13 protein-coding genes and 1 riboswitch are annotated in these 14,487 nt (G+C 48.2%); of the genes, 7 read left to right on the forward strand and 6 right to left on the reverse strand.

The window, feature by feature from the left end:
* Positions 1-123 precede the first annotated feature (123 nt).
* From MHI38_RS18640 to nfsA, 4 genes are all read left to right on the forward strand, one after another.
* Positions 124-2,682, forward strand: a complete 2,559-nt coding sequence (locus tag MHI38_RS18640; RefSeq protein ID WP_261769535.1) for a heavy metal translocating P-type ATPase — start codon at positions 124-126, stop codon at positions 2,680-2,682.
* A gap of 287 nt (positions 2,683-2,969) precedes the next feature.
* Positions 2,970-4,148 (forward strand): YhgE/Pip domain-containing protein, encoded by a 1,179-nt coding sequence (locus MHI38_RS18645; protein ID WP_308722994.1) that lies wholly within the window; start codon positions 2,970-2,972, stop codon positions 4,146-4,148.
* 158 nt (positions 4,149-4,306) lie between these two features.
* The gene (locus MHI38_RS18650) at positions 4,307-4,903 is read left to right on the forward strand and encodes a TetR family transcriptional regulator (protein WP_145334097.1); all 597 of its coding nucleotides are present in this window, start codon (positions 4,307-4,309) and stop codon (positions 4,901-4,903) included.
* On the forward strand, positions 4,896-5,639 hold the full coding sequence (gene nfsA, locus MHI38_RS18655) for an oxygen-insensitive NADPH nitroreductase (protein WP_090918793.1): 744 nt from the start codon (positions 4,896-4,898) through the stop codon (positions 5,637-5,639). The genes MHI38_RS18650 and nfsA overlap by 8 nt, the downstream gene beginning before the upstream one ends.
* A gap of 182 nt (positions 5,640-5,821) precedes the next feature.
* Here nfsA and MHI38_RS18660 read toward each other — a convergent pair whose 3' ends face one another.
* From MHI38_RS18660 to MHI38_RS18680, 5 genes are all read right to left on the reverse strand, one after another.
* Positions 5,822-6,631, reverse strand: a complete 810-nt coding sequence (locus MHI38_RS18660; RefSeq protein WP_341181518.1) for a TatD family hydrolase — start codon at positions 6,629-6,631, stop codon at positions 5,822-5,824.
* Between the two features lie 101 nt (positions 6,632-6,732).
* Positions 6,733-7,584 (reverse strand): ABC transporter ATP-binding protein, encoded by an 852-nt coding sequence (locus MHI38_RS18665; RefSeq protein WP_341181519.1) that lies wholly within the window; start codon positions 7,582-7,584, stop codon positions 6,733-6,735.
* A 49-nt stretch (positions 7,585-7,633) separates the two neighbouring features.
* The gene (locus tag MHI38_RS18670; RefSeq protein ID WP_154960014.1) at positions 7,634-8,392 is read right to left on the reverse strand and encodes an ABC transporter permease; all 759 of its coding nucleotides are present in this window, start codon (positions 8,390-8,392) and stop codon (positions 7,634-7,636) included.
* Positions 8,392-8,682, reverse strand: a complete 291-nt coding sequence (locus tag MHI38_RS18675; protein WP_090918785.1) for an MTH1187 family thiamine-binding protein — start codon at positions 8,680-8,682, stop codon at positions 8,392-8,394. Before MHI38_RS18675 ends, MHI38_RS18670 begins: the two co-directional genes overlap by 1 nt.
* Before the next feature lie 349 nt (positions 8,683-9,031).
* Positions 9,032-10,072, reverse strand: coding sequence for an ABC transporter substrate-binding protein (locus tag MHI38_RS18680; protein WP_154891477.1), 1,041 nt, complete (start codon positions 10,070-10,072; stop codon positions 9,032-9,034).
* Between the two features lie 216 nt (positions 10,073-10,288).
* A riboswitch (TPP riboswitch) is annotated at positions 10,289-10,401 on the reverse strand.
* Positions 10,402-10,542: 141 nt separating this feature from the next.
* On the opposite strand from MHI38_RS18680, the gene MHI38_RS18685 reads away from it, so the two are divergent.
* Positions 10,543-11,037, forward strand: coding sequence for a hypothetical protein (locus MHI38_RS18685; protein WP_308722992.1), 495 nt, complete (start codon positions 10,543-10,545; stop codon positions 11,035-11,037).
* 54 nt (positions 11,038-11,091) lie between these two features.
* Here the strand turns inward: MHI38_RS18685 and MHI38_RS18690 are convergent, their stop codons facing one another.
* The gene (locus tag MHI38_RS18690; protein ID WP_090918782.1) at positions 11,092-11,271 is read right to left on the reverse strand and encodes a hypothetical protein; all 180 of its coding nucleotides are present in this window, start codon (positions 11,269-11,271) and stop codon (positions 11,092-11,094) included.
* Positions 11,272-11,628: 357 nt separating this feature from the next.
* Between MHI38_RS18690 and serS the strand changes: the two genes are divergently transcribed.
* Both serS and MHI38_RS18700 read left to right on the forward strand, forming a co-directional pair.
* Positions 11,629-12,927 carry a serine--tRNA ligase gene (gene serS / locus MHI38_RS18695; RefSeq protein ID WP_341181520.1) on the forward strand — a complete coding sequence of 433 codons (1,299 nt, stop codon included), beginning with the start codon at positions 11,629-11,631 and terminating at the stop codon, positions 12,925-12,927.
* A gap of 421 nt (positions 12,928-13,348) precedes the next feature.
* Positions 13,349-14,461 carry an Ig-like domain-containing protein gene (locus MHI38_RS18700; RefSeq protein ID WP_221790946.1) on the forward strand — a complete coding sequence of 371 codons (1,113 nt, stop codon included), beginning with the start codon at positions 13,349-13,351 and terminating at the stop codon, positions 14,459-14,461.
* The last annotated feature ends 26 nt before the right edge of the window (positions 14,462-14,487 follow it).

Genomic DNA, 14,487 nt, shown 5'->3' on the forward strand with positions numbered 1-14,487 from the left:
GTACAGGCTTAAACCTCTTGATTCTCAGTTGAACTTGATTATACAAGGGAGGGTTTAAGCCTGATTTTCCGTCCTGAATATACCCCTATAGGGTATATAAAACGTTCGAAAGGAGCTAACATGATGACAACGGGCGCATCTGAAAATATAGAACCTGTACCAACTCCTGTACCTGTGGAGAATTCAGGTCTCAAGACAACCTTGCACATTACGGGTATGACCTGTGCCGCATGTTCTACACGTGTGGAGAAGGGGTTGTCCCGCATGGAAGGCGTACATGAAGCTAATGTGAACCTTGCCATTGAACAGGCAACCATCTCGTATGATCCCAAAACGACCAGTGTGAACGCATTACGGGACAAAGTCGCGGCACTTGGCTATGGTACGGTGACAGAATCCGTCGATCTGGATATTACGGGAATGACCTGTGCGGCCTGCTCTGCACGTATTGAGAAAGGACTGTCACGACTACCGGGTGTTATTCAAGCTAACGTTAATCTGGCGCTAGAGACAGGGCATATTGAATATGCTGCCGGTACCCTCAAGCCATCTGATATTACAGCCAAAATCAAACAGCTGGGTTATGGCGCTGAAATGCAATTAACACAGGAGGAATCGACCTCTGTTCGGGAACGGGAGCTACAGCGTAAGAAATGGAAATGGATGATCTCCGCACTCTTGTCCATTCCGTTATTGTGGGCAATGGTTGCCCATTTCTCCTTTACATCGGGCATTTATGTACCTGAGCTGTTTTTGAACCCATGGTTCCAGCTGTTACTGGCGACACCCGTGCAATTTGTGATTGGATGGCAGTTCTATGTAGGTGCATATAAAGCGCTTCGCAATGGTAGTGCTAACATGGACGTACTTGTGGCACTCGGAACAAGCGCCGCCTTTTTTTATAGCCTGTATCTGACGCTCACGAGCGGGTACTTACCTGATGCCAGTATGGGTCAGAGTATGGATCATGGTGCAATGGGAACGGGTATAGGAACTGCTGCAGGCTCTACCGCTATGCCGATGGTGGAGTTGTATTATGAGACAAGTGCGATTTTGATTACGTTGATTTTACTTGGAAAATGGTTCGAGGCTGTGGCGAAAGGGCGCTCTTCACAGGCGATTAAAAGCTTGATCGAACTCGCTCCCCGTGAAGCACGTGTTATCCGTGACGGACAGGAAGTTTTGATTCCGGCTTCCTATGTAGCCGTTGGTGATCTGGTTCTGGTAAAGCCTGGAGACAGCATTCCGGTGGACGGTATCGTAGAAGAGGGTCAATCCTCTGTCGATGAATCCATGCTGAGTGGAGAAAGTCTACCTATCGATAAAAAGCCTGGCGATCCCGTCACGGGTGCAACGCTGAACAAAAATGGTGTTCTTCGTATTCAGGCGACCCGAGTTGGCTCAGATACGGCTCTATCGCAAATTATTAAAGTGGTCGAACAGGCACAGGGATCAAAAGCACCTATTCAGCGGATTGCCGATGTGATCTCAGGAATATTTGTGCCTATTGTGGTGGGGATTGCTGTACTGACCTTTTTGATCTGGTATCTGTTTGCAAGTCCGGGGGACTTCGCCGGATCGTTGGAAAAAGCGATAGCTGTGCTCGTTATCGCCTGTCCATGTGCGCTCGGGCTGGCGACACCGACCTCTGTCATGGCTGGTTCAGGTCGTGCGGCGGAATATGGCATTCTGTTTAAAGGCGGTGAACATCTGGAGTCAGCCCAGCAGATTCAGACGGTTGTGCTCGACAAAACAGGAACCGTTACCCAAGGCAAGCCTGTATTAACTGATGTTATTGCTGCACCCGGCTGGACAGAATCAGAGTTGCTTAAGCGTGTTGGAGCGGCAGAGCAAAGCTCGGAGCACCCGTTAGCCGAGGCGATTGTGAACGGTATTCGGGAGAAAGGTCTGCTTTTGGAGTCAGCTGCATCGTTTGAGAACATCCCTGGTTATGGTGTCCGTGCAACGGTATCTGCTGAAGAGATTCTCGTGGGAACACGCCGCTTGCTGGCAGATGCGAACGTAGAGGTACCGGAGGAAGGCATACAGCAGATGAGCGCTTTGGAGGAACAGGGCCGTACGGCTATGCTGGTTGCTTCTCAAGGCCAGTGGGCGGGCATCATTGCGGTGGCGGATACGATCAAGGATACTTCTCGGGAGGCCATTGGACGGCTTCAATCTATGGGAATCGATGTCATTATGATTACGGGAGACAATGAACGAACAGCTCGTGCGGTAGCAGAGCAAGCGGGCATCCAGAACGTTTTGGCAGAAGTTCTCCCGGAAGGCAAGGCGGCCGAAGTGAAAAAATTGCAAGAGAGTGGCCGAAAGGTTGCCATGGTTGGAGATGGCATCAACGATGCCCCCGCACTGGCTACAGCCGATATCGGAATGGCGATTGGAACCGGAACCGACGTAGCGATGGAAGCCGCAGATATTACGTTGATGCGTGGTGACTTAAACAGCATTGCAGATGCCATCGAGATGAGCCGCCGCACGATGGGCAATATCAAGCAGAATCTATTTTGGGCACTTGGCTACAATGTGATTGGCATACCGATCGCGGCCGCGGGATTTCTGGCTCCGTGGCTGGCGGGGGCTGCAATGGCATTCAGCTCGGTGTCGGTTGTGCTGAACGCCCTGCGGTTGCAGCGGATGAAGCTTGCTCGAACGAAGTCATAAGATAAGAGATTAACACTTGGGTAATAAGAGCTATGTAACAGATCAATGATGATCCTTTAAAATGCGCGGCTCGCTTCAAGGCGAACTGCGTATTTTTTACGCAAAAGCGGTCATAAGCTAACCAAGATTAACACTCATGAAAATAAACCCAGCTTCATTCATGAAAATGCGGGCCGAATTTTCTGAATATTACGAAAGTATATTGACAATAAAGACATATGCCTATAAAATTTAAACGATCGTTTGATTCAAACGGATGTTTAAATCAAATTTGAACTATTTTGAAGATGGAGGAACCTAATTATATGTTGCAAGCTCTACGTACATTGTTTAAAAAACCACCAGTGATCATAGGCATTGTTACTGCACTGATGTTTCAGGTTATTTTTAGTGTGATCTGGATGACCGCATATTCCGGTGTGAACGATCGGACGAAAGAATTAACGGTAGCTATTGTGAATGAGGATGGTGAACTCTCCAAAGGGATTGCGGATCGATTGGCAGAAACATTGCCTTTCCATACCGTGGCTAACCTGAGTGCCTCTGAAGCACTGGATCAATTGAACCATCATCAAGTGCACATGGTGCTGGACATTCCGGCAGGATTTAATGAATCCCTTCAAACGGCTGGCGCCACTGCCGAGATCAAATATACGATTAATGAAGCCAATCCGGTAACGATTAAAAGTATGATGCAAGGTGTGTCACAGAGCGTGACCAACACCATTAACAAACAAGCTTCCGCACAAGGTGTGCAAACTGTTCTTACCGCTTCGGGTGCTTCAGCCGATCAAGCTGCTCAGGCCGCTAAGAACCTGACCAACCGGGTGGAAGGCAAGACGACATCGATTAATCCGGTGAACGGCATGAACAATCAGATGGTACCGATGATGATGGTGCTTGCCTCTTATGTAGGCGCCATGATTATGGGCATGAATCTTCAAGTAGCTATGGGTATGTTGTCTTCCATGTATTCCCGCATGACATTGTTCGGTGCCCGAGTTGTCATTAATGTAGGTTCCGCATTGGTTGTTTCTTTGCTTGGTTCTTCTCTGATCGTGGCATTGGGAGGGCAGATTGCACAAGGATTCGTGGCCTTCTGGTTGTTCCAGGCGCTGTTCCTGTGTACGTTTATGTTCTTCTCCCAGTTCTTCCTGATTTGCTTTGGACCAGCAGGAAGTGTGTTTAACATTATCTCGCTATCCCTGCAACTGGTGTCATCCGGTGCGATGGTGCCGCGTGAATTGTTGAACAGCTTCTACAGCGGAATCGGTCACTACTTGCCTGCAACCTATGCGGTTCAGGGTATTCTAAGCGTGCAACTAGGTGGCCCGGGCGTGCAGTCTGCCGCAGGCTCCATCGTGGTTGTACTGCTGATTGCTGTTGCACTGTCCCTCGTTGTGACGTTGCTCAAAAAAGGGCGCAAACCGGCTGGCATGCCAAGCCCGGCTCCAGCAAACAGCTAATATACGTACGCATTATGAAGCTGCGTCGTTTGTACCAAGCACCCCGGTGATTTTCATCGGGGTGCTTGGTGTAATATAATAGATGGGATGAAGTGAGGGCTACAGTCTGCGTAAAATACTGTAGCAACTGACATGAACGGATAAGAGGAGAGAAACAAATGACGGAACCGGAATTGGATATCAAAACGAGGATATTGCTTGCAGCGAAGAAACTTTTTGCATTACAAGGGTATGACGGGACGAGTGTTCGTCAAATCTGTGATGAGGCGGGGGCAAATGTGTCGCTGGTGTCTTATCATTTTGGCGGTAAAGAGAAAGTGTTCGATGCACTATTTGAGCATTTTTTCCCCGAACATATTCTGAGTAAGTTAGCTGCAGAATCGATGTCCCCTGTAGAAGGTATCCGCCGAATTGTTGGTGAAGTCGTGAGGTTTACGATGACGGATCGCGAGATGAGTGACATTGTACAGTTGGAGATTACCCTGCGTACTCATCGGACTGCAACGGTGTTTCAATATCTGGATCCGGTCTGGAATAAAGTAAGAGAGTATCTACAGCAAGGTAAAGATGAGGGACTGTTCAAGATTGAATCTTCATCCTATGCCATGCTTCAGGTTATGGGCGTAGCACTTGCGCATAAGCGGGCCAAGCACTCGCGTTTTGGTTTTGATTATCAGGATATGAATACAGAGGAACTTGCCGAAGAGACGGTAGAGTTCGTACTTCGAGGATTAGGAGTGAACAGCCATGAATGAAACGATTGAACTGATGATGAGACATCGCTCTGTACGTAAATTCAAACCAGACCCGGTCAGTGAGGAGCAACTCGCAGCTATTGTTGCGGCGGGACAGATGGCATCCTCTTCAAGCAATGTACAGGCTTACTCGGTGATCGCTGTGACAGATCAAGAGCAGAAAGCCAAACTGGCTGAGCTTGCCGGGGGCCAGGCTTATGTCAATGAATGTCCGGTCTTTCTCGTATGGTGTGCTGACCTATATCGATTGAAGGATGCAGCGGCGCGTCATCTTCCGGAGAAGGAGTCTTATGCGGACTCCACCGAAAACTTTATGGTAGCTACGATTGATGCTGCCCTTGCTTCTCAGAATGCTGCTCTTGCAGCCGAATCGCTCGGTTTCGGCATTGTATATATCGGCGGAATCCGCACTCGTATTGAAGAAGTAGCTACATTGCTCCAATTACCGGATGGCGTTTATCCAGTATACGGGATGTGTATCGGGGTTGCGGATCAGGAAACCGGTATCCGGCCACGTCTTCCACTGAAGGCGGTATTACATCATAATCACTACCAGCCTGCTCAGACCCTGGAAGGTGTTCAGGAGTATGATGTGACCACGACGGAATACTTGAAAGAACGTACCCACGGTGAACGCGCAACCCCGTGGTCTGAACTCATGGCGAAGCGTCTTACCGAGCCTGCTCGTATGCAGGTGAGAGCATTCCTTGAACGCAGAGGGTTCTTGAAGCGGTAATGAAATAGATAGATTAATAGTAAATTCAAAATTAGTTTCAAAAGCCAGTAGGACAGAATTGAACAGCTACTCCAAGGTTAGTTGGATATGCCAACGTATGCTTAGTGGAGAGCTGCAACAAGAATCCGACTGGCTTTTTCGTGTTTAGCCCTCGTTCAGTGTTGCTTTATTGCTGCGTTCTCTTATTCTGGCAGGCGATAAAAACGCTTGGTGTTCCGGTAAAAAAGACGTGTGGCTCGCTCGATTCCCATACCTGTAATCTCACTCCAGGCCTGAATCACCTGACCTGTCATAGCCGGGTGTGTCATCTTATCTTGAAACGGCCCTTCAAAAGGCCAAGGCCCATCGGTCTCGGCCATCACTTGCTCTGCTGGATATTGCCTTGCGAGTTCGCGGATCTCCGTCTCGTATAGAATATCGGGTGTGAAGGAGATATAATACCCGTTGTTTGCCATACGCCGAATGGTCTGCTTGGATCCTTTGAACCAGTGGAAGTGGGCCCGTGTAAACTGATGTTTCTCCAGCAGTTCACAGGCTATATCGGCATCCTCATACACGGCATGCAGGATGATGGGTTTATGTTTTTTTTTGGCGAGTATGATGAACTGCTCCAGCAGATCAATATATCCGTTTTGGTCAAAGCTAAGGCCTGCTCGCTGTGCTTCTTCACGGTTGTAATAGGGCAAGCCTACCTCACCGATGGCAATAGCATGTCCAATGTTTTCTTCAATCCAAAGAAAGAACTTTTCTTGCTCGTTGAGGGAGGGAAGTTGCTGTTCGGGATGATAGCCAAACGCCGGGTAGATGTAACGCGGATGCTGTTTAGCAAGTTCCAGATTGGCCTGAGCAGAAGCCAGATTCATGGAAACCGCAATGACGGCTTCGACCTGATGCGATGGTAAGCTTAGCAACATCTTCTCCTGTTCCTCATGTGTGTATTTATCAAAATGAATGTGGGCATCGATTAATGGTGCAAACGTTGGAGAATGCATGGGGGAGTGCCTCCTTATATCGTAGGTATGTATATATAACGCCGAGTTCATGGTGTTGGATCACCCATATTAGGAAAAATATAACTAAAAAACCCGCGCTATCAAGATAGGCGGGCTTTCTGCTGTTCTTCTTTCATCCACTGGGCAATCTGCCGTTTGCGTTCGAGAAAGGCAGGCTCTTCTGTTATTTCATCTCGTCTTGGACGGTCAAAAGGAACATGAACCTCGTGTAGCACAACCGCCGGTCGATTGGATAATACATAGACCCGATCCGCCAGTAACAGTGCTTCCTCGATATTATGGGTGATGAATAGCACCGAGCGACGATTCTGTTCCCAGATATCCAGCAACCAGCGTTGCATGTCGCTCCGCGTCAGAGCATCGAGCGCGCTAAATGGCTCATCAAGCAGCATCAGTTCCTGCGGGCTGAGCAGTGCACGAAGGAAAGCAACACGCTGTTGCATTCCGCCTGACAGTTGATGAGGATATGCCCGCTCGAAGCCTGCAAGGCCAACGCTGCTTAGCCACCGTCTTGCCTCTGCGAGCGCTTCGGCGCGTGGAGCAACGGGAGCGGTATAAGCTGTAGCAGAAGCGATCTCGCCTGCCAGCAACACATTGTCTTCAATAGTTCGCCATGGGAAAAGGGCGGGTTGCTGTGGCATGTAGCTGATATGTCCGCGTTGTCCCGTAACTTGCTTGCCGTTCATGAGCACTTGGCCATCCTGCGGCTTGAGCAAGCCACCGATGATGTGGAACAGGGTGCTTTTGCCGCAGCCGGAAGGGCCGACGATGGCAACAAACTCCCCTTTTTCCACCGTCAGGGACAAGCCATTCAACACAGACAGTTTCTGCCGCCGTTCCTTGAAGGACACATGCAAGTTAACAATGTCTAGCGCGGGAGGAACCGAAATGGAACCCGGACCATTCGTTTTATCCTTCGGGTATCTTTTCATAGGGAGTCACTTCCTAAGTACATAATACGTTAACCTCTGATATGCAAAACTAGCGCTTCTGTGGGCGCCAGCGAACGAGCAGCTTCTCTAACAGCGCAATGAGCAGGAAAAGCAGCAGGCTGAGTGCCACGATAATCATGATGGCAACAAAAAGGCGATCCGTGCGGTAAGCCGATTTCTGCAACATCATATAATAACCGATGCCTTTGTCGGCACCAATCCATTCCGCGATGATGGCACCCATGACACTGTATGTGGCGGCGATTTTGACACCGGAAAATATCGATGGAAGGGCATGCGGAAGCTCCAGTTTCCAAAAAATATGACGGCGATTCGCACCTGCCATGCGCATATAGTTCATCATCGCCGCATCCGTGCGTGTTAGACCGTCCATGGCAGCGACTGCTACCGGGAAGAAGCAGACCAGAATGATAGTAATCAATTTGGGTAGCAGGCCGAAGCCGAACCAGATCAGCAGGAGCGGTGCAAGTGCGATGGTCGGGATATTTTGACTAAGAATAAGTAGTGGATACAAAGCTGACTTCAGAAAAGGGATCAGATGCAGTACCATGGCAATGAACAGACCGACCGCTGTCCCGGCGACAAATCCGATAAGGGTTAGCTGAATCGTTGCAGAGGCGTGCATACCCAATCGGTCAGCCTGAGACGCCGCTTCGCGAGCGATATCGGACGGGGCGGGCAACATCCATTTCTCAATGTGGAATAGGGAGACGGCCCCTTGCCATATCGCAATAAAGAGAATAACCGCCACGAGGGGCGGCCATACACTTTTGAAATAGGTAGACATTAGCGATATTTCTCCGTCAGTGTATCCATGCTGAATCCGTCCGGGCTATGTGCGATTTTGATCTGGGAGATGATGCTTGGACTACCAGCTTCCACAAGTACCTCGTGCATTTTGCGAACAACCTCCAGCAGTTCATCCAGTTCGCCTTCCATGGTGGTATCTAGCGCATTGACCTGATATTTCAGGCCGGATTGCTGAATGACTTCAATGGCGCGGTCTACGTATGGATATGAGTTCTCGCCGTTCGGTGTTTTGGGAATAACCTGAATACTGAGTAATGTACTTGCCATGAGAGATTAATGCTCCTTTCGGGTGTGGATGGATAAGTAGATATGGTCGTTGTACACTGTAACACTCCGATGACAGAATAACCTTCCAATCGCTGTTATCCCCAGATTTTTTGATTCCCTTTTCCAAAGGGGAAAATCCGCTTTTTCAGGTTTTTTCTGTACTCTCCGTTTCTTGTGTACAAAAAATTCAACTTATCCATTAAGCTGTGGAAAAAATTCAAGAGAAAGCGCGCTTATGAGGTGGTTTTCCTTAGAAAACCTTATAAGCGTTGACTTCTTCAATTTTTTTCTGCCCTCTTCGTTCAAAACGTGTAAATATCAAAGTTCATGGTTACAGTTAGATTTAATATTACTGTGGTAAAAATTCATTGGTGTATGCTTTCGTTACATCAATCTCTTTATCCAGCAGTTTCTTGCTGAACATCCAGTCGGTGTAGTTCTTCCATACGTCTTCCTTTTGTTCACCCCAGCGCGGGGCATCATCTTTGTATTTCGGGCTGAGCCACTTTTGGCTTGCGAGTACTAATTCTTTGTCCAGGTCGGGAACAGCTTTGATCAAAATGTTCGCTGCTTCTTCAGGGTGATCAATCGCATATTGATATCCTTCAGAAGTGGCCTTCAGGAAAGCCTTCACCAGTTCAGGGTCTTTCTGAATCGTCTGTTCATTGGTCACGAGTACAGGGGTGTAGTAATCCAGCGCTTTGGCATAATCCTTCACATATAACATGTCAATCGGTTCTCCACGTAATTCAGCCTCAATTCCTGTCCAGGCATAGAAAATCCACGCAAAGTCGATGTCCCGTTTCACAGCTGTGAAGAAGTCGGCATCGCCCATGTTAATCTTTTTGACTTTGGATACGTCAGCACTTTCGCCCTCCATAATGGATTGCATCACCGCTTCTTCCACTGGGGAACCCCAGCCGCCGTAAGTTTTACCTTCAAAGTCTTTGGGTGATTTGATCTTACGATCCACTGGAGCGGCAAAACCGGATGTATTATGCTGAATAACTGCGGCAATCGACACAAGGGGAACGTCCTGCGTACGCGCCTGAGTTACACTTTCCTGATAACTGACGCCAAACGGTACCTCACCCGAAGCAACCATCGTATCCGCACCGCCGGCTCCTGGCTGTACAATCTCCACATTTAAACCTGCTGCTTTATAAAAACCTTGGTCCACCGCTGCATACAGACCGGTATGATTCGTATTTGGAGTCCAGTCGAGCACGACCTTTACATCTTTCAGTGCAGTACCGCTCCCCTGATTGGTTTGGTCCGAACCTGTCGCACCTTGCTGCTCTGTTGGAGCGGCTTCTTTGCCACCACATGCAGCTACGGTAACGAGTAGCACACACATGAGTAACATTCCCATCGTTTTACGCCATTTCATCGTGTTTCTCTCCTTCGGTATGTCCGGCCGGATGGCACGGGGGTACTCCTTGGCTTCATATCCAATCCCTTTGCATAAATCGACGAATTTATACTCGCGGGTTATCCGAATAACGTCATTTTTCTGTTTCTGCATGTCAAAAGAAAACAAAAAAAGCGCCCCGTAATCCGGGACGCGTGCAGGCGTGAGAGAGTGGCGTTCAGCTTATAGCTGTGCCGTTGCAATATACTCCGATTCCTACGCTGGCATGATCCAGATCAGGTCTAAGGGTTAGTATCTTGATGGGATACACTCTCAGCCGGCCAATTCCGACTCCCCTGGGAAACTATGAAGTTACGGGCATTACTAGGTGTAATTATAGGCCAGTGACAGGATTGTGTCTACATAAGTTGGACTAAAAATATTTTCACAGAATGTTCACTTATGTGAGGGTAGCCCGATTGTCTATAATGATCCAAGTTACAGAAAGGATGAGTGTATTGTCAGTACGCAAGAAACAACAAGTGATTTTTGGACTTATGATGTGTACAGGAATGGTCGTAGTGATGATGACCTTCAATCTATGGCATACGGGGATGTTAAGTCAGATGTCCGTGCTGCAGCTATTGCTCCAATTTGTGATCTGTTTTGCCATCGCCTTTTTGGTGGAGTCGTTCATCGTGGGACCGATAGCGAGAAAAATCACATTTTCCTTCTCATTTGCGAAGTCGAGTAAAATTAGAGGTGTAGTTACGATGTCCTTTTTCATGGTAATCGGCATGGTTTTGCTCATGTCTTTATATGGCATCATTACAGCCTATACTGCAGGTCAGCTAGAAGGAGATTCCGTAATCAATGCGTATCTTCATACGATTGTACGTAACTTCGGTCTGGCATTGCCTTATCAGTTGATTGTACTCGGGCCGCTAGTGCGTTATGTATTTGGCAAGTTGTTCAAGGGACCAGTAGCCGTTGTGTCGGTTTAAATCATCGTATCGTTATCCATCATAACAAAAGTATTTCCTGGGCAATCCTGTGGTTTAAGAAGTTCTAGCGTAAGCGATCCAAAACAAAATACCAATAACCACAGCGGCAATAATGATCGTAGTGAAAACTCCGCTCAACCATGAACCTCGCTGGGCTTGGCGGGCAAGTTCATCTGCTCTTTGTTTGGCGGCTTCGCCCTCGGATGAATTCAGATGGTTTGGGTCCATATTCATAAAGCAATCACCCCTTGGTGTTTTAGAAGTTATTTCAATTGTACTTGATCCAGCTTTGGAAAGATACGTAAACGGGCATATATGAGTTGCAATGTTGTTCTGTCTTCGTATATACTGAGAAACACAATTACAGATCGGATCATGCCGTTGAAGAGAATCCAACTCAGAGGCGTTTTCGCCAGGGAGCGAATTGAAACTATCCCAAGTTAACCGGAACCGCCCGTTATCGCGGACCAAGAGGCTGATCAGGAGATTTGAACTGATTTGGCAAGTTGGGTGGCACCGCGAGCAGAGCGCTCCTCGTCCCAAGGGATGAGGGCGCTCTTTGTATTTTTTTAGCCAAAGGAGACGGTGATCATGTTAGACATGAAGTGGGTTCGGGCACATGCAGAAGAGGTTCAGGCGGCGGCACACGGGAAAAAGATCAAGGTTGATATTGCTGTGTTACTACAGCGGGATGACGAGCGCAAGGCACTTTTGCAGCAAACGGAAGAAGCGCGTCGTCAGCGTAATACACTATCGGCTGAGATCGGGAAGCTTATGCAGTCGGGTGAGCGTGAGCAAGCGGAGAAGATGCGGGCACAGGTTAAACAATTGAATGAACAGCTGGAGCAAGAGGAAGCCAAGCTGGCGGTAATCCAGGAGGAAGTGACCAGACTGCAAAGGCTGGTGCCTAATATCGTGTCGCCAGATACGCCTGTGGGCTTGTCGGATGAAGATAATGTAGAGCTACGGCGAGTGGGAGAGCTACCTGTGTTTGACTACGAGGCCAGAGATCATGTCGAGCTGGGAGAGATGCACGAACTGATCGACATTCCGCGCGGCGTGAAGATCGGTGGAACGCGAAGCTATGTATTGAAGGGGGCAGGTCTGTTGTTACACCGGGCGGTACAGCAACTTGCACTGGACCTGTTGCTGAAGCAGGGATTCACCCCGCTGGAGGTTCCACTCATGGTCAGGGAGGATACACTGGTAAACACCGGATTTTTCCCGACAGGCCGGGATCAGGTATATGAATTGCAAGGAGAGAACAAATGGCTGGTCGGCACATCGGAAGTACCGCTGGTTTCTTATTATGCGGATGAAGTGATTGATGTGAAAGAGCCCGTAAAGCTGGCCGCAATATCGACATGTTTCCGTAGTGAAGTAGGCTCGGGAGGACGGGATGTACGGGGCTTGTACCGTGTACACCAATTTGCCAAAGTAGAACAGGTCATCCTGTGTGCGCCGGATGCGGCGGAATCGGAACGGATGTTACAGGAGATTACGGGACATGCAGAGGAATTGCTGCAACGGCTTGAATTGCCCTATCGTGTAGTGGCGGTATGTACGGGAGATATGTCTCAGAAAACGTACAAACAGTATGACATCGAAACATGGATGCCAAGCCGCGAAGCATATGGGGAAACTCATTCGTCGTCGAATTTGCATGATTTTCAGGCTCGGCGTTCGAACATTCGCTGCCGTGATGAGGAGGGCAAGTTGGTCTACTGCCATACGCTCAACAATACAGCCGTAGCTTCACCGCGCATTTTGATCCCACTGCTGGAAAACCATCAGCAGGCAGATGGTAGCATTTATATTCCGGAAGCTTTGCGTCCATATATGGGCGGGGCCGAACGCTTGAATTTGCCAGAGCATGAGCAGGGTGAATAGAAGAAATACAGTGGTTTCAACTTAATGAAATGAAAGAAGCAAATAAAGAGGAGCCCTTATCGGGTTCCTCTTTATTCAAACATATGATCAATAGCCCATTGAATTTTTTTTCTGTATTTCTGGTGTTTGTATACGCTCCATAGTTCACCTGTATTTTTAACGCAGCTTCCATTCACGCTCGTTAATAATTTCGATCTTTCCGGATTTGAGTGCCTTTTCAGAACGATTGCGGGCAGTTTTCATCAGTAAGACTATCTCATCTTCTGAGCGCACCTTCGTGGATGGTGAAGTGGAAATGGCTCTCATTGCACTTTGTCATTTAACTTTAACCATCCCATGTCCGATATAAAGTATAGTAGATAGTAAAATATTAGGCGAAAAATAAATTAAACGGTTGGATGATGGGAGAATGAGACTGGACATGGACAAGAGTCGAATCAAATGGTCGTTACGAGGTATGCTTGCTCTAATTATCGCACTTACGGTTGTATTGCCTACGTCAGTTTGGGCAGCGTCAGGTGATGTCATTTCAATTGAGATTTCAGGTAGCAGTCCGCAGAAGATGAATGTGGGGGAGACTACATCCTATCAGGTGCTGGCGACGGTGGAAGGCGCGGACCATAAACAGGATGTTACCGGGGGAGTAAACTGGTCCACTAGCAATACTGCTGTGGTGACAATCACAAAAGGTAAAGTCAAAGCGATCGCTGCAGGCGAAGCTACGATTGTTGCTCAAGTGAGCGGGGTTAAAGCACAGGTGGTTGTTCAGGTGCAGGATAAAATCAAAAGCATCAAGGCTTCACCTAATGCGTATACGTTTGTAAAAGGAAACGAAGGCACGCTTCCGAAAGTCAGCATTACGCGTGCTAATGGCAAGGAAGAGGAAGTCACATCTGATATTGTATGGACGGTGTCCAGTAACCTGGCTGTGATTGAGAACGGAAAGATCAAAGGCGTCACTCCTGGTAAAGTGATGCTGCAAGGGAAGTACGGGTCGACTCTCGTTAAAGTACCGATAACGGTGACAGACACCATTAGCAAGATAGAGGTTAAGCCTGCAACAATCCAGTTAACGATCAAAAAATCTACCCCGCTTAAAGTGATGGGGACGTACTCCAGTGGCAAAACAGTCAATCTATCCAGATCTGTGATATGGACGTCATCCAATCCTGGCGTGGCAGCAGTGAAAAATGGTACGGTCAGAGGGATGAACGAAGGACAAGCCACCTTGACTGGTACGTATCAGGGTCAGACCGTTACTGTACAAGTCAACGTAGTACCTACCCTCCAGAAGCTGATTATAGGTCAGAAGAGTTTGGTTTTGTCTCCGCAGTCCAGCTCGGCTCTAGGGGTAATGGCTCAGTATGATACAGGGAAAACGTTGATGGTGACAGGAAGTGCGGTGTGGAGCAGTTCTAAGCCGAATATCGCCACCGTAACAAATGGCAGAATCGTTGCTGTAGCCAAAGGTAAAACAAGCATTACCGCGAAGTGGGGCAATAAAAAAGTGACGATACCTGTGACGGTAAAATAATGTTCCCTTTTTCCATATAAGTGTTG

The organism is Paenibacillus sp. FSL K6-1558, from assembly GCF_038002565.1.
GTDB classification, from domain to species: Bacteria; Bacillota; Bacilli; order Paenibacillales; family Paenibacillaceae; genus Paenibacillus; species Paenibacillus polysaccharolyticus.